The 23,006-nt window shown below is 53.9% G+C and carries 20 protein-coding genes; 13 read left to right on the top strand and 7 right to left on the bottom strand.

All coding sequences use genetic code 11. From position 1 onward, the window contains the following. The first annotated feature begins 2 nt into the window (after positions 1 to 2). The 7 genes from AC2FLE_RS15675 (at position 3) to AC2FLE_RS15645 (ending at position 8,445) form a co-directional block, all read left to right on the top strand. Positions 3 to 1,745 carry an extracellular solute-binding protein gene (locus tag AC2FLE_RS15675; RefSeq protein WP_496698197.1) on the top strand — a complete coding sequence of 581 codons (1,743 nt, stop codon included), beginning with the start codon at positions 3 to 5 and terminating at the stop codon, positions 1,743 to 1,745. A gap of 18 nt (positions 1,746 to 1,763) precedes the next feature. Next, entirely contained in the window at positions 1,764 to 2,573 is an 810-nt protein-coding gene (locus AC2FLE_RS15670) for an SDR family NAD(P)-dependent oxidoreductase (protein ID WP_496698167.1), read from the top strand. A gap of 63 nt (positions 2,574 to 2,636) precedes the next feature. Beyond that, a complete protein-coding gene (locus AC2FLE_RS15665; protein WP_377191444.1) occupies positions 2,637 to 3,935 on the top strand; it encodes a M24 family metallopeptidase in 1,299 nt (432 codons plus the stop codon). Positions 3,936 to 3,990: 55 nt separating this feature from the next. Further along, the gene (locus AC2FLE_RS15660; RefSeq protein ID WP_496698165.1) at positions 3,991 to 4,986 is read left to right on the top strand and encodes a thiamine pyrophosphate-dependent dehydrogenase E1 component subunit alpha; all 996 of its coding nucleotides are present in this window, start codon (positions 3,991 to 3,993) and stop codon (positions 4,984 to 4,986) included. Between the two features lie 10 nt (positions 4,987 to 4,996). Beyond that, the gene (locus tag AC2FLE_RS15655; protein WP_496698163.1) at positions 4,997 to 5,992 is read left to right on the top strand and encodes an alpha-ketoacid dehydrogenase subunit beta; all 996 of its coding nucleotides are present in this window, start codon (positions 4,997 to 4,999) and stop codon (positions 5,990 to 5,992) included. Beyond that, positions 5,982 to 6,998, top strand: a complete 1,017-nt coding sequence (locus AC2FLE_RS15650; protein WP_496698161.1) for a biotin/lipoyl-containing protein — start codon at positions 5,982 to 5,984, stop codon at positions 6,996 to 6,998. The genes AC2FLE_RS15655 and AC2FLE_RS15650 overlap by 11 nt, the downstream gene beginning before the upstream one ends. Positions 6,999 to 7,014: 16 nt before the next feature. Beyond that, positions 7,015 to 8,445 carry an NAD-dependent succinate-semialdehyde dehydrogenase gene (locus AC2FLE_RS15645; protein ID WP_496698159.1) on the top strand — a complete coding sequence of 477 codons (1,431 nt, stop codon included), beginning with the start codon at positions 7,015 to 7,017 and terminating at the stop codon, positions 8,443 to 8,445. A gap of 369 nt (positions 8,446 to 8,814) precedes the next feature. On the opposite strand, the gene AC2FLE_RS15640 is transcribed toward AC2FLE_RS15645, so the two are convergent. After that, positions 8,815 to 9,585 carry a 3-methyl-2-oxobutanoate hydroxymethyltransferase gene (locus tag AC2FLE_RS15640; protein ID WP_496698157.1) on the bottom strand — a complete coding sequence of 257 codons (771 nt, stop codon included), beginning with the start codon at positions 9,583 to 9,585 and terminating at the stop codon, positions 8,815 to 8,817. A gap of 10 nt (positions 9,586 to 9,595) precedes the next feature. Then, positions 9,596 to 10,582 carry a sterol desaturase family protein gene (locus AC2FLE_RS15635; protein ID WP_496698155.1) on the bottom strand — a complete coding sequence of 329 codons (987 nt, stop codon included), beginning with the start codon at positions 10,580 to 10,582 and terminating at the stop codon, positions 9,596 to 9,598. 101 nt (positions 10,583 to 10,683) lie between these two features. Here AC2FLE_RS15635 and AC2FLE_RS15630 point away from each other — a divergent pair, with 101 nt between their 5' ends. Then, the gene (locus tag AC2FLE_RS15630) at positions 10,684 to 11,607 is read left to right on the top strand and encodes a LysR family transcriptional regulator (RefSeq protein ID WP_496698153.1); all 924 of its coding nucleotides are present in this window, start codon (positions 10,684 to 10,686) and stop codon (positions 11,605 to 11,607) included. A 511-nt stretch (positions 11,608 to 12,118) separates the two neighbouring features. Here the strand turns inward: AC2FLE_RS15630 and AC2FLE_RS15625 are convergent. The 3 genes from AC2FLE_RS15625 to AC2FLE_RS15615 form a co-directional block, all read right to left on the bottom strand. Next, a complete protein-coding gene (locus AC2FLE_RS15625) occupies positions 12,119 to 12,556 on the bottom strand; it encodes a GNAT family N-acetyltransferase (protein ID WP_496698152.1) in 438 nt (145 codons plus the stop codon). 4 nt (positions 12,557 to 12,560) lie between these two features. After that, positions 12,561 to 13,637, bottom strand: coding sequence for a ribosome small subunit-dependent GTPase A (gene rsgA, locus AC2FLE_RS15620; RefSeq protein ID WP_496698151.1), 1,077 nt, complete (start codon positions 13,635 to 13,637; stop codon positions 12,561 to 12,563). A 286-nt stretch (positions 13,638 to 13,923) separates the two neighbouring features. Next, a complete protein-coding gene (locus AC2FLE_RS15615) occupies positions 13,924 to 14,373 on the bottom strand; it encodes a GNAT family N-acetyltransferase (protein ID WP_496698149.1) in 450 nt (149 codons plus the stop codon). A gap of 1,069 nt (positions 14,374 to 15,442) precedes the next feature. Here AC2FLE_RS15615 and AC2FLE_RS15610 point away from each other — a divergent pair. The 5 genes from AC2FLE_RS15610 (at position 15,443) to AC2FLE_RS15590 (ending at position 20,435) form a co-directional block, all read left to right on the top strand. After that, entirely contained in the window at positions 15,443 to 15,970 is a 528-nt protein-coding gene (locus AC2FLE_RS15610) for a roadblock/LC7 domain-containing protein (RefSeq protein WP_496698147.1), read from the top strand. 111 nt (positions 15,971 to 16,081) lie between these two features. Continuing rightward, positions 16,082 to 16,759 carry a response regulator gene (locus AC2FLE_RS15605; RefSeq protein ID WP_496698145.1) on the top strand — a complete coding sequence of 226 codons (678 nt, stop codon included), beginning with the start codon at positions 16,082 to 16,084 and terminating at the stop codon, positions 16,757 to 16,759. Then, a complete protein-coding gene (locus AC2FLE_RS15600; RefSeq protein ID WP_496698143.1) occupies positions 16,746 to 18,116 on the top strand; it encodes a sensor histidine kinase in 1,371 nt (456 codons plus the stop codon). The genes AC2FLE_RS15605 and AC2FLE_RS15600 overlap by 14 nt, the downstream gene beginning before the upstream one ends. A gap of 92 nt (positions 18,117 to 18,208) precedes the next feature. Continuing rightward, positions 18,209 to 18,532 carry a hypothetical protein gene (locus AC2FLE_RS15595; protein WP_496698141.1) on the top strand — a complete coding sequence of 108 codons (324 nt, stop codon included), beginning with the start codon at positions 18,209 to 18,211 and terminating at the stop codon, positions 18,530 to 18,532. Positions 18,533 to 19,070: 538 nt separating this feature from the next. Next, positions 19,071 to 20,435, top strand: coding sequence for a HAMP domain-containing sensor histidine kinase (locus AC2FLE_RS15590; protein ID WP_496698140.1), 1,365 nt, complete (start codon positions 19,071 to 19,073; stop codon positions 20,433 to 20,435). Positions 20,436 to 20,656: 221 nt separating this feature from the next. On the opposite strand, the gene AC2FLE_RS15585 is transcribed toward AC2FLE_RS15590, so the two are convergent. Then, a complete protein-coding gene (locus AC2FLE_RS15585) occupies positions 20,657 to 21,328 on the bottom strand; it encodes a response regulator transcription factor (RefSeq protein WP_496692155.1) in 672 nt (223 codons plus the stop codon). 94 nt (positions 21,329 to 21,422) lie between these two features. After that, positions 21,423 to 23,006: a sensor histidine kinase gene (locus tag AC2FLE_RS15580; protein WP_496698139.1), complete on the bottom strand. Its 1,584-nt coding sequence runs from the start codon at positions 23,004 to 23,006 to the stop codon at positions 21,423 to 21,425.

The following is a 23,006-nucleotide window of genomic DNA, read 5'->3' as shown; positions in this document are numbered from 1 at the left end:
CCATGGACGGCTCAGCTTCGACATTTCAGCAAGGTTTTCATCAGGACAAGACTGAAATGCTTCAGGTTGTCTCGTTCCTTGAGAGTTTTTGCGAAGAGTTGGAAGACGTGATCGAGGCGTTTGCCCCGAACCCGTTCTTCCTGATGTCCCTGTTTCTGATCCGCAACCATTTCGAGGGAAAAACCGTCACGCCGACGTCACTCATCTCGGCCTCTCATATTCCCTATGCCACAGCGTCGCGCAGAGTTAAGGAGATGATCGAGAAGGGTCTGATCGAACAGCGCCCGCGCACCAGCTCGGGCAAAAGCTTCTCTCTTCATCCCAGCGAGCATCTTCTTGATGGATGGATGCAGCTCTCGACGCGCATTCGGCGTCTGGCCGAGCTTGAATTCGGAGCGAGTGAAAAACGCCCCGAATCCACCGACTACTACTTCGGTGGATCCTATATGGCGACCAAGTCGATCCCACCGCTGCAGGTGCTCGGAGAGCCCCTGAAACTTGCCGGTGGCGTTCGTGTTCTTGTCCATGGCGACCCGACTTTCATGGTGATGGAAACGCTTAAGCGTCAGTTTGAACAGGTGATTGGATCACCCATTCAGCAACGTGCGTTTTCGATCGACCGTCTGCGCGAAGAAGCCCTGAAGAACGCAGAACGCCCGACCAGCCGCTATGACATCATCGCCGTTGATCTGCCCTGGATCGGTGAGTTCGTCGAGAAGGGCGTTTTGCTGCCGTTGGAAGAGGTGATGGATCTGGAGGTACTAGATCCGGCCGACTTCCATACTGCTGGCTGGAAAGCGGCGCATTGGGCTGGCAAAGCATATGGTGTCCCCGCCCAGACCACGCCAGAGCTTTTGTTTTATCGACGCGATCAGTTCGCCGAAGCAGGGCTGGAACCCCCTGCGACCACGGATGAACTGCTGACGGCCGCGCAGGCACTGCACGATCCGCAGCATGGGCGATATGGCATCGCCTGGAACGCGGCACGCGGAACTGCTCTTGGGCATACATTCTTAACGACGCTTTCGGATTTCGGGCAACCGATCGTCGATCTGGACGAAATTGCCGGCGGTTTTGACACTGAAAACCTGCATCACGACACCTACAAATTCACCATCGACACAGCTGCCGGTCTGCACGCCGCTGAGTATCTGATGGAGCTTCTGAAATACTCGCCGCCCGATATCCTGTCGATGTCGTGGTATGAACGGATCCGTCCCTATGCGGCGGGCAAGGTGGCGATGGCCTATGGCTACACTCTGCTGGCGCCATATTTTGAAAGCGACCCGTCCTCGCCCGCGTTCGGGCAAACCGGTCTGCTTCCGCATCCCGCCGGTCTTGGCGCCACACAGGTGGCCCCGGTTGGTGGCTATGTGATGGGCCTCCCGTCCAACCTGCCACCAGAACGCCGCGCGGCGGCAGCAGAAGCGCTGCGGGTCTTCACCTCTCCCGAGGCACAAAAACTCTACGTCCAGAACGGGAGCCGGACCAACCCGCGCTACTCGGTCGGGGCCGACCCCGAGGTGCGGCGATCCTCACCAATCTTTGAGGCGGTGGACGCGATGTCCTGGCGGGATGAACTGCAGTTTTGGCCACGCCCACCAGTGCCCGAGATCAGCGACGTTATCCGCATCTGCGGCGAAGAACTGCACGACATGCTGCGTGGAATGGTCCCCCCGAAAGAGGCCTTGTATCGCGCGCAGACCCGAGCCGACGCAACGCTTGAAAACAAGCGACGAAGTTAGAACTCCAAGGAGAAGATCATGGACCCCAATCGCCTGAAAGGTAAGAATATTCTGATTACTGGTGCCGCCCGCGGCATGGGTCAGGCCAATGCCGAAAGCTTTGCCTCTCAGGGTGCCAATGTCTGTATCGGGGACCTTGACCAGATTGAGGCGGCAAAAGTCGCGGATGGCATCAATGCCAGCGGCAAAGGCAAGGCGATTGCGGTAAAAATGGATGTGACCAAACGCGAGGACAACGCCGCAGCCGTTGCCGCGACAGTCGATGCCTTTGGCAGCATCAATGTGGGTCTGTTTAACGCAGGTCTCAACAAGCCTCGGTTCTTCATGGATATTGATGAAGACAACTGGGACATGATCATGAACGTCAACACCAAGGCGATGTGGCTGGGCATGCAGGAAACTGCGCGCCAAATGATCAAACAAGGCCCGATGGAAGGCCATCCCTACAAGATCATCAACGTGGGGTCGATTGCCTCGCGTAAACCGCTTGTGGATGTGACGGTATATTGCACGTCGAAATACGGCTGCCTGGCCCTGACGCATTGCGGCGCCGTCGCATTGTCCGAGCACAGCATCACCGTCAACGGATATGCGCCAGGGGTGGTCGTTACTCCGCTGTGGGAACAGCTCGACAAGGACCTTGTCGATATCGGGTTCAAGGAACGTGAAGGGCAAGCCTATGAAGACATCGTCCGCGATGCCCTTCAGGTTAAGCGCGTGTCATACCCCGATGACATTGTCGGCACCGCGTCGTTCCTGGCGAGCGATGACAGCGACTATATGACCGGTCAGATGATCCATATCGACGGCGGCTGGTGCATTCAGTAACGCCGCAATTTTGCAGAAAATCCAAATGAAACACAGGTGGCTCGACCGCCTTGAGGAGCCGATATGTCCAGAGCATTAATGCCCAACCTGCTGACCCCGCAGGATCTTGAACCCAACTGGCAATGGGAAGGGCGACTGCCAGCCTGGGGCCATACATCGGTCGATTTTGAGCGCAGGATCGATCATGATCGACTGCGTCGCTATCGCCTAGCTCGTACGCGTGAGGCATTGATCGCTTCGAATGCCGGTACGCTTCTGCTCTTTGATGTGAATAACATCCGCTACGTGTCATCCACCAAGATAGGTGAATGGGAACGCGACAAGATGTGCCGCTTTTGCCTGCTGACCGGTGATGACGCCCCATATGTCTGGGACTTCGGGTCCGCCGCGATGCATCACAAGAAATACTCGGATTGGCTGGTGCCGGATCATTGCCGTGCCGGCGTCGTGGGCATGCGTGGGACCATCCCGCCAGAGTTCGGATTGATGCGCAAATACGCCAAAGAGATCGCGGGTTTGATCCGGGATGCCGGGATGGCCGATATGCCTGTCGGGGTGGACTACGCGGAAACGGCGATGTTCGAGGCGCTCAAAGCTGAAGGCATCAACGTGGTTGACGGCCAACAGATCATGCTGGCCGCTCGTGAGATCAAGAACTGGGATGAAATCCAGCTTTTGACGCAGGCGGCATCGATGGTCGATGGCGTCTATCACATGATCTATGAAGAGCTGAAGCCCGGCGTGCGCGAAAACGACATCGTCGCCCTGTCCAACAAGATGCTCTATGAGATGGGCAGCGACGACGTCGAGGCGATCAACGCCATTTCCGGCGAACGCTGCAACCCGCATCCTCATAATTTCACGGACCGGTTGTTCCGTCCCGGCGATCAGGCGTTTTTTGATATTCTGCAATCTTATCAGGGATATCGCACTTGCTATTATCGAACGTTCAACATTGGTCGCTCAACGCCCGCCCAAAACGACGCCTATGTGAAAGCGCGCGAATGGATCGACGCGTCGATCTCGATGATCAAGCCGGGTGTCAGTACCGACAAGGTTGCTGCCGTCTGGCCCAAGGCGGAAGAGTTCGGATTCCCGGATGAAGCGTCTGCGTTTGGCCTGCAATTCGGTCACGGGCTTGGGCTGGCGCTGCATGAGCGGCCCATCATCAGTCGCGCGGTCAGCCTTGATCACCCGATGGAGATCAAGACCGGGATGGTGTTTGCGCTTGAGACCTATTGCCCGGCCGCCGACGGGTACTCTGCCGCGCGGATCGAAGAAGAGGTCGTGGTGACAGAAACCGGTTGCGAGGTGATCAGCCTGTTCCCGGCTGAGGAATTGCCAATCGCCAACCGCTACTGACGCGGATCGATACGGCCCCGACAAGGGCTGGTCTTACCCATTAGGAAAATTCGCCATGAGCGTCGCAAGAACCAACACCGAGGACTACCTGCGCATGTACGCCCAGATGGTTCGCATCCGGACATTCGAAGACAATGCCAACCAACTGTATCTGTCGGCCAAAATGCCGGGGCTAACCCATATGTATTCCGGCGAAGAGGCCGTAGCGGTTGGAATTTGCGAGGCGTTGCGGGTAACCGACAAGATCACCTCGACCCACCGTGGTCACGGCCATTGCGTCGCCAAGGGCGCAAATTTCAAAGAGATGTTCTGCGAGTTGTTGGGCAAAGAGGAAGGCTATTGCCGTGGCAAGGGCGGGTCCATGCATATCGCGGATCAATCCAATGGGAACCTTGGTGCAAACGCGATTGTCGGCGGGTCTATGGGCATCGCTACCGGGGCCGCCTTTTCCGCCAAACTGCTGGGCAAGGATGATGTCACCGTCTGTTTCTTTGGCGATGGTGCTACGGCGCAGGGCTTGATGTACGAGGTCATGAATATGGCCGCGCTGTGGAAATTGCCGGTCATTTATGCCTGCGAAAACAACGGGTATTCAGAATACACACGCACGGAGGAAATCGCTGCAGGTTCGATCACGGCGCGGGCCGAAGCCTTTGGGATCGAGGCCCATCAGGTCGATGGGCAGGATGTCTTGGCGGTGAATGAGCTGACGCAGAAACTGGTAGAGCGCACGCGTCGGGGCGAAGGGCCGTTCTTTATCGAACTGATGACCTATCGGTATCACGGCCACCATGTGGGCGATATCAGCCGCGAGTACTACCGTTCCAAAGAAGAAGAAAAGGACTGGAAGGAAAACCGTGATCCGATCACGCGGTTCCGGTCCTGGCTGGTCGCCGAGGGTATCACCTCGGAAGACGAAATTGAGGCGATGAATGCCGAAATCAAATCCGAAGCTGCAGCGGCCGTCGACTATGCATTGAACGCAGACTACCCGGACGTATCCGAGGTCGACATGCATGTCTTTACTAACGTCGAACATGCACTGGCCTGAGGAGAAGACTATGCGAGAGATAACCCTGTCTCAGGCCGTAAACGAAGCGTTGGCCGAAGAAATGCGTCGCGACCCCACGACCTTCATAATTGGTGAAGATGTGGCCGAGGCGGGAACACCGTTCAAGATCCTGTCTGGTCTGGTTGAGGAATTTGGAACAGATCGTGTGGTGGACACACCAATCGCAGAGCCGGGTTTCATGGGGCTGGCTGTCGGTGCCGCAATGACCGGAACCCGCCCCATTGTCGATTTGATGTTCGGCGACTTTCTCTTTCTGGTGATGGATCAGCTGTGTAATCAGGCCGCAAAGACCCACTATATGTCTGGCGGCAAGATGAACGCGCCTTTGGTCCTGCGTACCAATCTGGGGGCGACCCGACGCTCTGCTGCCCAACATTCGCAATCCCTGCACGCCCTTGTGGCCCATATACCGGGCTTGAAAGTGGCTTTACCGTCTTCGGCCTACGAGGCCAAAGGGCTGCTGAAAACCGCCATTCGCGACAACAACCCGGTTGTGATCTTCGAAGACAAGCTGATGTACAACGACAAGGCGCCAGTACCGGAAGAGGAATTCCTTATCCCTTTCGGTGAAGCCAACGTGAAACGTTCGGGCACCGACATAACCCTGATTGGGACGTCTTCGATGGTCCAGGTCTGCGAAAACGCCGCCGACATATTGTCATCCGAAGGGATTTCAGCCGAGGTGATCGACCCGCGCACAATCGTCCCGTTGGATGAAGAAACACTGTTGGCATCTGCTCGCAAGACCAGCCGTGTAATCGTAGTTGATGAGGGGCATCAAAGCTATGGCGTCACGGGCGAAATCGCCAGCCGTATCAACGAAAAAGCATTCTACCACTTGGATGCGCCAGTGCTAAGGATGGGGGCCATGGATGTGCCTGTGCCGTTCTCGCCCGCCTTGGAAGACATAACCGTTCCGACCCCGGAAGGCGTCGCCGAAAGCGCGCGTAAACTCATGTCAGGGGAAATGTTCCATGCCACATGAGGTGATCATGCCAGCCTTAGGCATGGCGCAGGACACCGGTCTTTTGGTGAATTGGCTGAAAGCGCCGGGCGATGCGGTCAGCGCCGGTGATCCGCTGTTCGAGGTGGAGACTGATAAATCGACCATGGAGGTCGAAGCGCCCGTCGATGGCTATCTGACCAACATTACCGCCGAAGCCGGAGCAGAGGTGCCGGTAGGGCAGGTCATGGCATATATATCGGACACGGCCGAAGGCAGCGGCCCGCCACCAGCGTCCAGCGATCCGGTTGATACCCCCGTGCAGCCTACTGTCGCCAAAGAGACCGTCTCGGCAATTCCTTCACCGTTCGATGACAAGCGATCCGCTGAACCAAATCAAACGACGATGACAGAGAGCGGGCGCATTCTGGCCTCGCCCAAGGCGCGCCGCGTTGCCTTTGCTGAAGGGTTGGATTTGAACCGGCTGGTATCGGCCGGACATCCGCAACCCTATCATGTTGCCGATATTGAAATCCTTCGAAACCTGCCCGAGAGCAACCGCAATTCGCCGCCCACAAGCCATCTGATGCAGATCACCGCCAGCGTTCCCCGGTCCGGCACGGATGATTTCCTAAGCTGGATGCTGGAAGACGGCAGAATAACCATTGCTCCATCGGCGCTTTGGGTCAGCATTGCCGCCGGGGCACTGCGCTCCGCCTTGCCCGAAAGCTTGGATTTGGCGATTGCCGTTTCGGACCTGATCGGTACCACGACCACTTACAAGAACCCTGACAAAACCCGCCTTCTTCATCAGTTGGAAAGCCCCGACGAGAAGGCGGATTTGGTTTTGAGGGACTTGACTGACAGCCCGATAACCGGGCTGCGGCTTGGCCCGGTTGAGGCTCCAATCCTGAGTATCGCAAGCGACAACGATACCTTGCGCCTCAGCCTTGAATTCACCGCTGACCAGATGGACGACGCCACCGCGATAACCCTTATCTCAGGTTTTTCCGAACGGCTGGCCAATCCTTTGCTCCACCTGCTTTGACCGAAATGGACCCCACATGAAAAACACCGATCTATACATCAACGGCCAATGGCACCCAGGATCCGAGGGTCAGCGATTTGATGTGATCAACCCGGCTACAGAACAGGTCCTGGCCTCGGTCGCCTCCGCCGAAATCGCGGATGCAGACAGCGCGCTGGATGCTGCAGAGACTGCCATGGCCGATTGGTCTGCCCGCACACCCCGGGCGCGGTCCGAGGTCTTGCGCAAAGCCTGGGAGCTGATGTCAGACCGGTTGGAAGAGTTTGCGCATCTGATCACGCTGGAGAATGGCAAAGCCAGGGCAGATGCGATTGGCGAGGCCACCTACGCCGCAGAATTCTTCCGTTGGTTCGCTGAAGAAGCCGTGCGGGCGGATGGTATGATAACTCATGCCCCCAGCTCCGGTGCCCGGATCATAGTGCAACATAAGCCCGCGGGTCTGGCCGTGCTGGTGACCCCTTGGAATTATCCCGCTGCCATGGGCACCCGCAAGATCGCGCCGGCCCTGGCCGCAGGTTGCGCGGTAATCATCAAGCCCGCGTCCGAGACCCCTCTGACCATGCTGGCCTTGATGCCCCTTCTGGAAGAGGCTGGTGTGCCACCGGGATTGGTTAATGTTCTACCATCGCGGCGCACGGGTGCCTTGGTTGATCACATGATGCACGACCCGCGCGTGCGCGTGGTCAGCTTTACCGGATCAACGGGTGTTGGACGGAAACTTCTGAAGGGCGCCGCTGATCAGGTGTTGAAACCAGCGATGGAGCTCGGGGGAAATGCGCCCGTTATTGTTCTGGAAGATGCCAACATGGAAACGGCAATCGAGGGCACCATGCTGGCCAAGATGCGCAATCTGGGCGAAGCCTGTACGGCGGCCAACCGGATATACGTGCATGCAAACCTCGCCGAGGAGTTTACGAGGCGCCTATCGAAAGAAATGTCCGCGTTGAAGGTCGGGGACGGCACCGATCCCTCCGTCGACGTTGGTCCACTGGTCAATGCCGATACCCGCAACAAAGTGGCCGGGTTTGTTGCTGACGCAGTTGCGAAAGGGGCTCGTATCGAGTGCGGGGGTACCACGCCTGATGCGCCTGGATTCTTTTATCCTCCAACCGTTCTTTCTAATGTTCCGGAAAGTGCCGAGTGTGTGAATGATGAGATTTTCGGACCCGTCGCTGCCATTCAGACCTTCACCGACCAAGAAAATGTCCTCCGCCGAGCCAACGCCACCGAATACGGTCTTGTGGCTTACGTCTTCTCAGATGATTTCAAGCGCGCGCTACAGGTTTGCGAGCGATTGGAATACGGCATGGTCGGCCTCAATCGCGGGTTAGTAAGCGACCCGGCGGCGCCATTTGGCGGTGTTAAACAATCCGGCCTAGGGCGAGAGGGCGGCCATGAAGGTATGCTAGAGTTTATGGAAACTCAGTATATCTCGGCCAGCTGGTGATTTTGGTGTTCAAACCGAGTAAAGACCGGAAACTGAGACCACTGATCGGGACTCATCCTTGGAATAATAGACTATGGGGAGATGCAGAGCTCAGACGACTACGGCTATAGAAACATCACATTCGCCTTCGATAAATCAATGTCCGCTCTGACGTGTGGGAAGTTGGTTTGTCGCACCTGCAGCGAATGTCTTCTTCCCGCCCTCCCGGCGGGTCGCTTCGCGTTTGCAGCGGGTTTTTCGCGTATGCAGCTAACGGCAGCTATGTGGCCCGAACTAACGCTCCTCATCGTTGCCCCTCGAATGGCCGCAAGGAGCCCAAACTTCAAAATGATGCGCGGCAAATGAATGGCCGCTTTGAAGCATTCGAGTTTACGTCTCCAAGACTTTCGCGAGTGTCTCATCGTCAATGTTCACGATTTGGTTGGCGTTAGGAAACCCTCCGTTCGTGACGTCTGCGATATATTCACGGTAGGCGGCGACACGTTCATCTTGCAGCCTGTCCCTCTCCGCGGCGAAGTTACGGTAGGTTTTGGCATGGCGCGGGATATGGCCACGGTTTTCGCCCAACAGATCAGCCGAGAACAGATATTGCACATCACATCCACCGCCCGAACCCAGCGACATCGTGAGCATTGATGTGCGTTTGGTGATCTCGGTTGCAAGACCTGCGGCCACGATCTCCATTTCTACGGCGAACGCACCGGCGTTCTCGAACTCCTGAACTTGCGTCCAGATCATCTTGACTTGTTCCAGTGTCTTGCCGACAGCTTTTAAGCCGCCTGTCCATGTGGCTTTGGGTGGCACAAGTCCGACGTGGCAAATGACGGGAATACCTTCGCGAACAAGTGCCTCGACTATCCGCGGGCTGTAGCCGCAATAGACCGACTGCGCACCTGCCATCATTGCGTCCATAGCATCGCGCAAAGCCTCTGTCGCATCTGCATGTTTGCCCCATGGCAGGCCAAATTGGAAATGCGTTTCAGGCACAGCTTTGGCGAATTGGGACCGCTCTGACACAAAGGCTGTGCCAATCATGTCCATGCTTGCCTGCGCCGCCGCAATCGCTTCTTCCTCACGGGCAACTTGCACATATGCAATTGTGCGTTTGCCTTTAGCGTCCAGTAGGTCCTTAACCGTCATGCCACCCGTATCATTTGGCCCCGTTTGTAAATTTCTTGCGGCGTTCGCGGATTTTCGCGTCAGATTCGACAGTGCCATCATGGAACGAGCCAAACCACTTGTCCCACGGCAGTTCGAGCGATCCGTAGTTACATTCAAAATAACGGTGGTGCATCTGGTGATGGAACGTCCCCAACTTCAGGCGGTTCTTGTCCTTTACCAGCATGCCTTCAAAGCCCGTATGTGTTGTCGCAGCCGTCAGCGCGTAGTATTGCAGGTGAAACAGGATGTGGAGCGGGTGTGCGGCAACCACAAAATGGATCAACACTGACCCAAGGAAAATCAGGTGTTCGACGGGATGCATCGCCATGCCTGACCATGGGCCGACGTTGATGTTACGGTGGTGCAACGCGTGCACGTGCTTGTACAAGAACGGGATGTGCAGAAACCGGTGAATCCAGTAGAAATAAAAGCTTTCCCAGACCGGTATCAGCAGGAACAGGGCAATGAACCAGATCGGGTGCGCGGCCCATGTCAGCATAGGGGCATAGCCATTGGCCATCGCCCAAAACATCAGCACCTCATAGAATGTCCAAATTGTCACGCCACTGGCGATGGTCCAGAACATGTTGTCGCGGATTTGCCCGCCTAGCGTGAACTGCCGCCCATTTTTCATCAGGGGGCGCGGGTCGTACTTCAGCTTCTGCCCCTGTTTGGTGAAGGTGTAGAAATAAAGATGCAATCCTCCGGCCACGAGAGTCATCAACGCAACATTGCGGATGAACATCTGTGCAACCCACCCGAAGGCAAGCGTTTGCGTTTCTTCTAACGGTGGCTGAAACCAATAGAACGATATGCAGGCGATCGCGACCACGATCAATCGTTCGGTGATGAAGAACCAAGAGTTCCAGAACCACTTCACCATCGCCATTGGGCGCTGCGGCCAACTGAAAAAGGGTGACACTTGAAGCGGCACGTTTGGCGTGTGGTTCCAGCCTTTGAGTGGTGCGTCAGACATCAGTCGCCTCCGATATTAACAGCACGTATATTTTTGCACGATTTGTTTCGACGGAAAAATAGTATTAAAAGATCATCATTATCACAAATTCAGAGATAGAAATGCCACTGACCCTTAAAGCAATGGAGTATTTCACGACTGCCCTGCGTCATGGGAGCATCGTAAAAGCGGCGGCGGAGCTGAACATCGCGGCCTCCGCAGTTTCCAGCGCGATTGATCAGGTCGAAGCGGAATTCGATCTGACCCTTGTGATCCGCCAGCGCGCGCGAGGAATCCAGGCGAATGCGGCTGGGCGAGATGTGGCGCGAAAATGCGAACACCTATTGGAGGACTATCGGTCTCTTCTGATTGAAGGAACGGAGCTGAAACAGTCGCAAAGCGGAACGTTGAAGATTGGTTACTATGCTCCCATCGCGCCCGCGTTCCTCCCGCAAGTTTTTGATGCGCTCTTGCCAAACCGAGCTGATATCACCCTTGAGCTGGAAGAATGTAACAATGATGAGGCACAGGATGGGCTGCTCAAGGGGAGATATGATGCCATTTTGTTTGTGGCTGAAGGTGTTCGGCCTTCCATCGAATTTGACACTTTGATTGCGGCACCCCCGTATTGCTTGCTGCCAGAGTCCCATCCATTGGCAGGCCAGGATGCAGTCACGATGGCTCAGATTGCAAAGGAACCCTTGATCGTGCTGAACCGTCCCGTGGCCGCCTCCTATTACGAAGGTCTGTTTCAATCTGGAACACGGCAAGCGCCCGTCTCGGCCTATGCGAACTCGACCGAAATGGTACGCTGCCTTGTCGCCGCAGGCAGGGGGTGCGCCATCCTGAACATGCTGCCGCTGACATCCGAAACCTACGGAGGCTCGCCCGTCGTCGCCCGTCCGATTTCAGATACCTTGCCACCATTGACGCTGGCCCTCGGTTACGACCGCGCGCGCCCAAGGCGGATCGTTAAAGAATTCGCGCAAGCCTGCCGCGATCACTTCACTGCATCTGGGCCAACTCGATGTGTTATTTCGAGCTAGTCCGAGATAAGCGGCCATTGGGGCGCATGCAGCGAAATGGTGCTATGTCCGCATAGCAGACCTTGAAGCCCTCAGAACCGGCTCAATGTCCTACTGAAAATGTCGGATGACCGGTCTGAGCCCACACCGGAATCTGCGAATTTGTGCTGCATGTGCACGCAGCGGGAAAATCGCTGCACTTGCTCGGTTCCTAACTCTGCGCGGCGGCAGAGACACCCGTCATTTGAATGTGGCGCAGCAACGGCGTTGATGGCAAGGATCAAGTCGCGGACATTGCTGCCGTTGCCCTTTCGGGTTTTGCCGACGCAGCATCCGTTCGCAGGCATGGCACGCTCATTGCTGGGTTGCAGCCGATGTCGCCAGACCGTTCATTCAAAGCCACGACGTTGCCCAAATCTCAAACCGTCTTTTAGCTGCAACTTTATAGTGAGTGCCTGCACCCCGTGCGGCAGAACCTTTGCCACGGGATGCAGGCGGGGATTGTCAATGCCAAGTCTACTAGCGTTGCCGGTTAGGCGGTCGCGGCACCAGGCATGGACATTTTGACAGTTATGGCACCGGATTGTTCGTGCAGATACTCCTCCACGAATTCAAAGCCGTAGCGTTCGTAAAATGGTCGCCCGACTTTGTTGTCCTTGAAGACCTCAACCCGCAGCGGACCCTTGAGACCGACCACGTGATCAACCATGGCCCGGCCGTAGCCATGCCCGTGATGGTCCGGATCAAGGAACAGCCCGCCGATTTCGTTGCCCATCATGGCAATGAACCCGATGGGGGTGCCGTCCTTTTCAATCACCCATGTCTCCGCATTGGGCAGAAACATGTTGCGCATCGCATCTTTGACGAAGGCCACGAAGCCTTGGGTCAGGAATGGATGCGCCAGCGTGTTGGCCTTTTCCCAGATGGCAATCAGCGCGTCGGTGTCGTTTGCTGTGTATTCTCTGATCATTGTCTTACTTTCTGTTGTTTTGTTTGACGGCCCGGATCAATTTGCTCAGAGCCTTGTCATCGGATTTGCGCTCGGCCAGCGAGGCCGAGTTGCACCGCTCTTCCGCCACCAGTTTGTTCCACCGGGCCAGGCGGTCCGGTGTGATTTTGCCCCGCTCCACGGCGCTTTTGATCGCGCAGCCGGGTTCGGATTGGTGCGTGCAGTCACTGAACCGGCACTGGCTGGCCAATGCTGAAATATCATCGAACAGCCCTGCGATGCCGTCCTGGGCATCTGTCAGCTGCAGTTCGCGCATCCCCGGCGTGTCGAGCACCGCACAGCCGTTTGGCAGAATGTGAAGTTGCCGCCGGGTGGTAGTGTGGCGGCCCTTTGCGTCATCTTCCCGGATCGCACCGGTTTCCACGGCCTTTGTTTTCATCAAGGCGTTGACCAACGTGGACTTCCCAACCCCGGATGAGCCCAGAAACGCGATGGTCTGGCCCGCTTTGCACCAGTCTTTCAGCTTCTCTTGCGGCTCCTGCCCAAGCGCATTTACCGCAAGCGCAATCACCTGCTGGGAAATCGCCGAGGCCGCTTGCACGTAAGGATCGCTATCGTCGCAGAGATCGGCTTTGGTCAGAAGGATCACCGGCGCGGCATCCGCCTCAAAGGCCAGCGCCACATAGCGTTCAAGCCTCGCCACGTTGAAGTCCTGATTGCAGGACGTGACGATGAAGACCGTATCCACGTTGGCAGCAATCAGCTGCAACCTGCGGTCCGTTCCGGGCGCGCGCCGTTTGAACAGGCTCTTGCGGTGCAGCACTGTGCTTTGTGCCGGGTGCTCCTGATTGAGCAGCAGCCAGTCGCCAACGGTGGCCTCTGGTCCCGGCGGGATCAGCCTGTCAAGGCCATAGCCAAGGACGTGCAACCCGTTGCGGTGAACTTCGGCCACGCGCACAGGCGGCGTTGCAGCCAAGCCGTCTATACTGACCTGTTGTGCAAAAAACGGCTGCCACCCGAGTGTTTCCAGTTTGGATCGCGTGCGTGCAGCAGGGTTGCCGCCGCCAGAGGGCGGCAGGAATTGGGAATAGTCCCGTGTCATTGTTGTGAACTCTCATGTTCCGGCCACGGGCAGTTGCCCGGGCATTAATGTGTGTTTAGGGATTGCAAAACATCATTCACCCGCTTCAAACGGATGCTGGAGTCTGTTCAGTTTTGCACCGGGAGGACGCTCTGCCTCCCCACATTATCGGGACATAAAATCTCCATTGCCGTGCAGCGCAGATAGCAATTTGCCGGGCGCTTTGCAAGATGGGCTGCCATTACTGCCATCGCGGGGGCTGTGCCGTGGTGATCAGGGAGGGAAAAAATGCCCGCCCTGACGTGCCTTACCTCGTGAGACGCATGGATATTTCTTCGAAGGGAAGACCTTCCTTGTCCACCGGTCTGCGGTCTACCTCTGCAAATCCCTGCTTTTTGTAAAAGCCGTGCGTGCGGTGGTTGAGGGCATAGACGTCCAGTTCCAAGACCCCCTTCAGGTCCAAACCGTGTGCGATCAAGGCTTGACCGATACCCATCCCCTGTGCGCCGGGTGACACGAAGAGCCCGCCGATGTAGGTGTCCATCAGCCCGAGGAACCCGACTGGTTTCCCGTCCAGGCAGGCGACCCACGTCTCCCCTTGAGGCAAGTAGATCTCAGAAACAAGTGCGCGATGCTCCAGCAGCTTTTCTTCACCAAGAAAGCTGTGCGCGATGCGTGAGGCTGTGTACCAGATTTCGGTCAACACAGCGTTGTCTTCCGCCTGGTAGGGGCGGATTTCGAGTTGTAGATTTTTCATGATTCAGTCTAAATCAGGCGCTTTTTTGCGCAGCAGAGATTGCTCACCCAACATGATGCTGGATGAAGTGTCGGAACGGGAATTCTCAACCTCTGCGCATAAAGCTCCTTCTTCGATTTCAGCGGGCAGATAGGCTCAGCACTGGAGCATGTCAATACCTAGCGACACAACGCCAGCCTGGTGCTAAATTAGCTTGAGGCTAACTAGCGTCGTCGCGTTCTTGCAGCACTTGCGAGAAATCAATTGGTGGCGAAGGGCCTCAATGGGCTCACACCGGTCTAATGCCTGCGCAGCATCGCTTTTGCAGCGGGCGGAACCGAACCGGTCATCGAAGCGATAACCCAAATCTTTGATCTTGTGTTATCTTGTTCTATGCGCGGCCGTTCGCTCTTCAGGAGCCGATGCTCGTGCCGCAAGTGGCGAAATCTGACTGCGAGCCCCGAGAAACAGATGCTGCGCTCTGCACGAAGGTCGGTAATGCGCACACAGTTGCCAATTAGGAACTGTTGTTCATCTCGTTCTGAACCACGTCGGCGTCTGAATACACGCAGGGTCAGTTAACGAGTCATTTGCGCCCTAGACTTCACTTCACACCAACGAAAAACAAATCCTTACAAATTTTTAAGCTGTCTGAAAGGTCAGTTAAAACTCCCGGTATTCTACGGACAGCTTAGTTGATTAGTAACGAGGCGAGGGTCTTATGCTGAGTTCTGTTTTACCCGTTTTGGCTGGCATTCTTTTTGAAATGGGACATCTGTGGCCGGCATTCTTTCTGGGCCCCGAAAGTGTTTTGGCCTTTTCAACCAACACTGCCCAATACTTAGTCCTTACCTGCATTGCAGCACTGGATTTTTTGCACAGAGGCCGCAATCACTCTCGCAACCTAAGTACATCAGTTCTGAAAGTGACATCTGATCCCAAGTGTCACACCCATCGGAGAACCAACGCCCTCCCTGGTTTGGATGACAGATTAATTGATCAGCTGTTTCTTCATGCCCAAGCAGTTCGAAGTGACAGACATACAGGTCGACATTGTACCTCCACAATCACAGCGAGAATTGGATAGAAAATGTCGAAACCCAAAGGTGACGCCACCTCTGTGCTGGCCAGATTTAACGAAAGATTTGGCCTGATTCAAAGACACGTCATCACCATTCCGCCCGCAAACAACAAAGCCCGTCCGGACAATCGAGCGTTTGGTGCAGGTCAGACCAACTATTCCAAGGCCAAAAAGGAGCCAAACATGTCATTGGACATTTCTAAACTAAGTGAAATCAAAGGTCTTCTGGGGGCGTGCCTCGTCGACAGCGATACCGGTCTTGTTTTAGGCACAGAGGGCGGTTCCAAGTTTGATCTTGATACCGCAGGCGCCGCGAATGTTGAAGTTGTCCGCGCTAAGCTGCAGGCAATCGAAGCTTTGAAGCTCAACGATACCATCGAAGACATTCTGATCACGCTTGGCAAACAGTTTCATCTGGTTCGCCCACTGGACAAAAACCCAAACATTTTTGTGTATGTCGCGTTGGACAAGAAGGCCGCCAATCTGGGTCTCGCCCGGTTACAAGTGAAGGCTGTTGAGGGAACGCTGAGCCTCTAGTCTGCAACGATATGCCAAATGGACTCAGCCATCTCGTCATGGCTGAGTTCACTAAACGCTGCATTAGGAACTGCGACAAGCGAGTCCAGCGGCATAGTCGGAGGCCTTGAAATGAAAATACTCGTCGCAGAAGACGACAAAAAGACCGCCGACTTTGTCAATTCGGGGCTAAGGTCAAACGGTTTCAGCGTGGAGTGGTACGATGATGGTCGGGACGCTCTATCATATTGTTTATACAATGAATGTGACGCAATAATCTTAGATCGTATGTTGCCAGGAATGGATGGTCTTTCCGTTCTCAAAGCTCTGAGGGCTGCGAAAAAACAGACCCCGGTTCTGTTCCTTACATCAATCGGAGACGTTCAGGACAGAGTCGAAGGCTTGACCGAAGGTGCCGACGACTACTTGGTTAAACCTTTTCATTTTTCAGAACTCCTTGCGCGCTTAAACAGCATCATCAGACGACAACCATCCGGCATTGCTGCAACTGAGCTGCAAGTTCACGATCTTTCAATGGATCTGCTCAGCCGGGTAGTGAAACGGCAAGATATTACAATTGACTTGTTGCCCCGTGAATTTGCGCTGTTGGAAGTTCTGATGCGAAATACAGGGCGGATCGTGACACGCACCATGCTTTTAGAGCAAGTCTGGGACTACAACTTTGATCCAAATTCGACCGTGATCGAAACGTATATCAGTCGTTTGAGGTCGAAGATCGACAAACCCTTTGAGACGCCGCTTTTGCACACGTCTCGGAACGTTGGATACAGCCTTCATGGGCCGCGCTAGCATTCTCGCGGGCGTTCCGTTCCGGACAGCTTGTTTCGCCGCATTGATTGTCTGGATCATAACTGCAGTCTTCGGATACGCTGCCTACCTAGCGCTAGAAGACCGGCTCCGCTCTGACCTTGAACAACAAATCCTCGACGAGGAGCTTCTGTTTCACGAGATATTGCTGGACGGTGGGGCAGACGCAGTTCAGCGAGCAATTGAACATTTGAATAGCCCCAATCGAACCGGGCTTCACATAATCGCACTGTTCGACCAGCACGGTTCAGCCCTCGTTGGATCAATCACGAAAGCGCCCGGCGAGATTGGTTGGAACGAGGTTGATCCGGATTTTGTCCAGATCGGTGGAGCATCCCCTGTCTATGTGCTTCACAGTTCTAATTATCTCGGGTATCGCACGGTGGTCGCCCGCAGCCTGACATCGCTTAATCAAGCTTTGACAACGCTATGGGAGGGCTTGTTGCTATTGACGCTCGCTACAACCGCCACTGTTTTGGGCCTTGGTTACTATTTCAGTTCTCAGAGCTTTCGAAAACTCGAGTGGATTGAGCGTACTCTGGATCATGCCATTGAAGAAAACACAGCTATTCGTCTTCCCGTGACGGATACAGGCGACCATTTCGATCGGGTTTTCCAAATTATCAATCGACGTCTCGACTGGAATTCCAGTTTACTCAACAGCACTCAATCAACTGCAGCCACTATCGCTCGCGATTTGAGGGAGCCCTTAACGAACGGGTTCATGGCTTTGCAGCAGGTACACAGCCAAATTGAGTATGGTAGCGACCCGCGACCCAGCCTCGACGAGTTGGAGTGCAGCCTTAAGAACATCAGAACTGTCTTCGACATAATACTCAAAGTGTCACAGATCGAAGCAGGCGGGCATCAAAACGGGTTTAAAACAGTCAATCTTAGTGCGCTCGTTGAGAATGTTGCCGAAGCGTTTTATCCGGTTGCGGTCGACGCAGGCAAGCACATCACGGCAGATTACAATGCCGATACGATTTTGTTACGAGGTGACGAATGCATGCTGAAGCAGCTGCTCGTCAATCTTGTGAACAACTCACTCCGGTATTGCCCTTCGGGATCTTGGATCAAGATTTCTCTAACAGCCAAGTCTGATGCTATTGAACTGGTTGTGGCAGACAATGGGCCTGGGGTTCCGGAACCTCAAATCAGCCAAATTTTTGACGCGTTCTTCCGAGGTGATCACCCAAGAAACGAAGCTAGAAATGGGCTTGGGTTATCGCTTGTGAAGGCCGTAGCGATGCGACACGGCGCAATAATCACCGCAGAAAGCAATGAACCGGGCCTGCGGGTGTGTGTAAGTTTTGGGAAGCCTCCCATTGCGGCCTGAACACAAACTTAAGAACGGCATTTCTCAGAGTTCTCACTGCCACCCGGAACACTCAACTCTAAAAGCACAACCCTTTGATCAGGAAATCAATGATGAAGAATTCAATATTCCTAATGGCACTCTTGCCTGCGACTGTGGCGTTGGCGGACGAAACAGAATTCCAATGCACGTCAGAAACAAACGGAGAAATAATTCAAATTTTTCATGATACCAATCTCTCAGAAGCGCGCCTGATAGTGCAGGATACAGAAGGTATGGCATCTGTCGCACATGGCTTGGACGGTGTGACATTCATCCACATAAAGACTGACGAAGTCTGGACCTTGGCGCTCCATTTTTCAAACATGACTTATGAGTTGTCCACGCATGGCGCTACACCGTTCGAAGATCACGGACATTGCACAAAGGGTGGGTGATCAAAGGGACAGATCGTGACAACCTATCAAAAATGTAAAGTTCATGAAAACCTGTTGGCAAGGTCACGTTGCAGAAGATGTCATCAGGTTTGGAACTGAAACCGATTACTCAACTGAGGAAGCACTCGAACCCTCCTAAAGGGTGTCACCGGTACCGTGAGGACACGGGCCACTCACTCGCAAGCAAGCTTCCCTCAGTCACAACAGCGCGCCCTTCCTCCCCCTCGGAGGGGCGCGCTGTATGTTCATCGAAACCTGCGTTCTTTTGCTTTCTGTTTCAGACAAAGAAATCTTTGTGTGTTATGGGTTGAAGGTGACCGGATGTGCTCAATCAAGTGCATTTTGCACAGAGGTTAGGGATTGACCTTTTTTCACTTTACCGGGTCTGAATCACCAGTGGTGCAGCCACTTCAGTCAAATTCCCCATTCTTGCGTCAATATTGCAGCTAAAACCCTCGGATCACACACTTGACCGGCCGAAAAAGGTTTGCTGTTAGCCAAACCAATGGGGTCGCCATATAAATCGGATGAAAGACTAATGAAACGCTCAAACATTGTATCTGGAGCAGCCTTTACCACTGCCTTGTATGCAGCAGTAGTAATACTCCTTTCAGTTACAGCATTGGCCTTTTTGACATTCGAAAGAATTCGTGGCGACTTGCAGCGTGAAATGGATTCGTTATTGATCGATGAGATGCGTTTCATTCAGGAAATTCTGGACGATAACGACAACGATTCTGATGTTGTACAAGCGATCGATGACGCAACTCTATGGTTGCCGTTCGACACCAGTTTGATTGGCCTGTTCGATAGTCAGGGGAAGCGTCTAGCGGGTAACATCGACGAATACCCCTCCTTTAGAGGTTGGGGAGAAATCGAAGACGATGGAATAAATCTGGGCGGTGAAAAACGTATCCATCGGGTTAATGTGCAAACTTACCGTGGATTTGTAATTGTGGTTGGCCGCGATCTTGCATTTGTAAAAAGTACACTGCGTTCGTTGGCCTGGTCCTTGGTCGCAATCGGATTAGGAGCAACACTGTGCACTCTGTTGGTTGGCTACATCACAAGCATAAGAACATATCGCAAACTCGATCAAATGGCGAAGACGCTTAACAAAGTCTCAAGAGGGGAAATCAAAGCGAGACTTTCGGTCGGTAAAAACAACGATCAGATAGACCGGGTTGCACGGCTAATGAACGGCCATCTCGACAAACTGACGGCTTTGATGTCAACGACCCGATCAGCCGCTGCAGCCATTGCGCATGATCTGAAAAACCCGCTCACTCATGCTTATATAGCACTTCAGAAAGCGAAGGATTCTCTACAATCGGAAGGTCGATCCTTAGAACCGATTGACCAAATTCAATCTGAACTCGATCGTCTCAAATGGACCTTCGAAACAGTTTTGAGGATCAACCGTATTGAAGAAGGAGGCGGCCCCAAAGCGTTCAGCTATCTGGATTTAAATAGATTGGGTAGAGAAACAGTTGAAAACATGATTCCACTTGCGGAAGTTAAGGACCAAAGTCTTATTTTTGTGGATAACCAATCAGGGCGTACACTAATCGAAGGTGATGAAGGTATGTTGAAACAGCTCTGTGCAAACCTTCTGCAGAACTCAATTGATCATTGTCCGGATCATTCCAGGATTCTCCTGACTGTTGAACAAGAAGAAAGCACCATTACGCTCTCGGTTATTGACGATGGCCCTGGTGTTCCCGAAAACACACTGGGCAAGCTATTTGTTCCTTTCTATAAGCTAGAAAGTGAACGAACCAGTGTTGGGAATGGATTGGGTTTGGCGCTGGTGAAGGCTATAGCAGATCATCATTCGGCGCTCTTAGCGGCGACAAACAACTCACCTGGGTTGACTGTTTCAATTAAATTCGAAATCGCTTAGCGGCTTTAATTGAGACCTTGGCTCACACAGTTGTAAAGCGTCTTGTTGGCATTGGTCGGCATGCTGAATTCTCTTACACAAAGTGGGCAAGAAAGTTTCTTGAGTGTTTTCTTCTCAAACCCTGAGATCGCTCAAGAGCCGGAGCATAGCTATTCAACCTTGCGCAATATCTAGGCCTCTTTAATGGAGGTACATCTTCGACTGATCCACAAACGAAGTATTCAGCTCATGCGGTAACCGACGTTTCTGAGGGTTACGATCCTCTGACCATCTGCACCGATCTTGCGTCTGAGGCGCCCGACATAGACATCTACAACATTGGTCAATGGATCTTCATTCATTCCCCAAACTGAATTCAGAATCCGCTCTCTTGATAATACGCGCCCAACATTGGTCAAAAACAAAAGGAGAAGGTCGCGCTCTTTTTTCGACAGCTGGATTTCTTGACCTTCGACAGCGACCTGAAGGGATTGCTTGTCAAATGTAAGTGCTCCGCATGTAATCACTGTGTTGCTGAGATTATTTGCATAGCTGTTGGCGCGGCGGTGCAACGCTTCTATCCGAGCGATGAGTTCGTCGAAATCAAAGGGTTTAGGAAGATAGTCGTCTGCACCAATCTTCAATCCTTCTACCCGTTCCTCAGGGCTATCCAAGGCGGTCAACATCAGGATAGGGATCTTTGACTTTCGGGCACGTAGCTTGCGACAAACATCTTGTCCCTGAATTCCCGGCAACATCAGATCCAACAAGATAATATCATAATTGCCGGATGCTACGTGCTCCAAGGCATCTTCCCCGCTTGGTGCATGATCTATGGACCAACCTTCAGCAGACAATCCGCGGCGTATGAAGTCAGCAACGCGTGTTTCGTCCTCGACAAGTAGAATATTCATAGTGTGCCTCAGTTTTCTCTGTGTCTGAAACCATGTATGGCAAAGCTGCGTGAGGTTTTATGGTTTTGCAATTTGCTTCTGAAACAGACAGGCATTAGTCCGTTTCTCGTCGAACATCGGTTTGTACAATTTTCATTAGGGGTTCTTTGGGCAGCGTTATAATGATCTTCAACCCGCCCTCCTGGCGATCTTGAAGGTCAACGGTCCCACCATGGGCTTCGACAATCGATTTAACGACTGGAAGCCCCAGACCGCTTCCCTCGATCCCCTGCCCCGAGGCGTTTGAGCCCCGAAAAAACCGGTCGAATGCCTGGGATTTTTCCGCTGCGCTCAGGCCGGGACCGTCGTCTTCGATTGTGATCGAGCAAGACGCGAGCCCTTCTTCCAGTATTGCGCTGATTGTTGGGCCTCCATATCGTCGTGCATTTTGCAACAACGCGAGTACTGACTGGCGAAGCCGAACCTCATCGACTGAAGCCTTCACCATACATTCTGGGCTTTCGACCTGCACCGGATCAGGGAACATCGCCACGGCATCTCGCACCACTTTTCGTAGATCCGTTTTCTTGCGATCCAGCCTAAGTTGACCCGCCTCGAACCGAGCGACGGTTAGCATGTCATCAACGATTTGATTGGTGTGCTTTGCGGAATCCCGAATACGGGCGAGTGAGTCGGAAGTATCCTCTGACAATGTGTCTGATGTCCTTAAAGTAACGTCGGCCTCTCCAAGGATAATTGCCAGTGGCGTTCGCAACTCGTGACTAATATCGGCCATCAATCGTTTGCGGTTCTCTTCCCCCATTTCAAGTTTGTCGATAAGTTGTTGAAGCTCGAACGTTCTGGCAGCAACCGTTTCTTCAAGTTGCCTCTTTTGCTCGGCGCGACTTGCTTCTCGGGCAGCCAAGCCTTCCGCCATGCTATTCAGAACAGTGCCTAATTCCCTGAATTCACGGCTACCACCAAGATCTACGGGCTTCGAATAATCGGCTCTTCGCAGGCGCCCAACGCCGTCTGCAAGCAACGTAAGTGGTTTTCTGATTTGGCGGTTGAACGATACAAGGGCCACCAGCAACACACCTATGGCCGCAAGAACGATCACGTAAACCAATCGTTCATTCCATTCACGAAAGGCTGCTGCTTCGGCCAAAACTTCTTCAACCTCTTCCACTTCCTCATCAAGCGCGGCCTGAATTTTTTGATCCAGTTCGTCATCAATGTCCCCGTCCAGCAGGGCGGCCAGACGCTCAATCCGCACAAATGTCTCAATCGGGCTACCAGCCTCTGAAAGGTTCGCGATGGCTGCATTGACAGCTTCTATATCGTCTTCAATCTCATCGAGAAGCTCCAGTTCTTCGAACTCCTCTTCGCCTACCATCTGAATTTCTCGGGCAATGGTCTTTCGGATTGCATCCAATGTCTGGGCGATTTTCTCCTGCAACTCTGTCTCGCTGATCCCATCATCCCGATCGCCGATAAGAAGTGCGTCACCGTGTTGCTTGAACAGACGGTATAGGTCCGCCTCAAGCCTCAGATGCAGGCCATATGACTCATGGGCCAGGGAAATTCGGGCATCCCACCATCGGGTTTTTTCGAGGCTGTATAGGGTCAGGCCCGCCAACCCACCCAAAAAACCGATCAGTACAGCGGCATAAATCCCAAATAGAGTAGATGAACGCAT

It is taken from the genome of Ruegeria sp. CDSA077 (assembly GCF_059612265.1).
The sequence above is the reverse complement of the archived record's forward strand: the minus strand, read 5'-3'. Positions and strand labels throughout refer to the sequence as shown.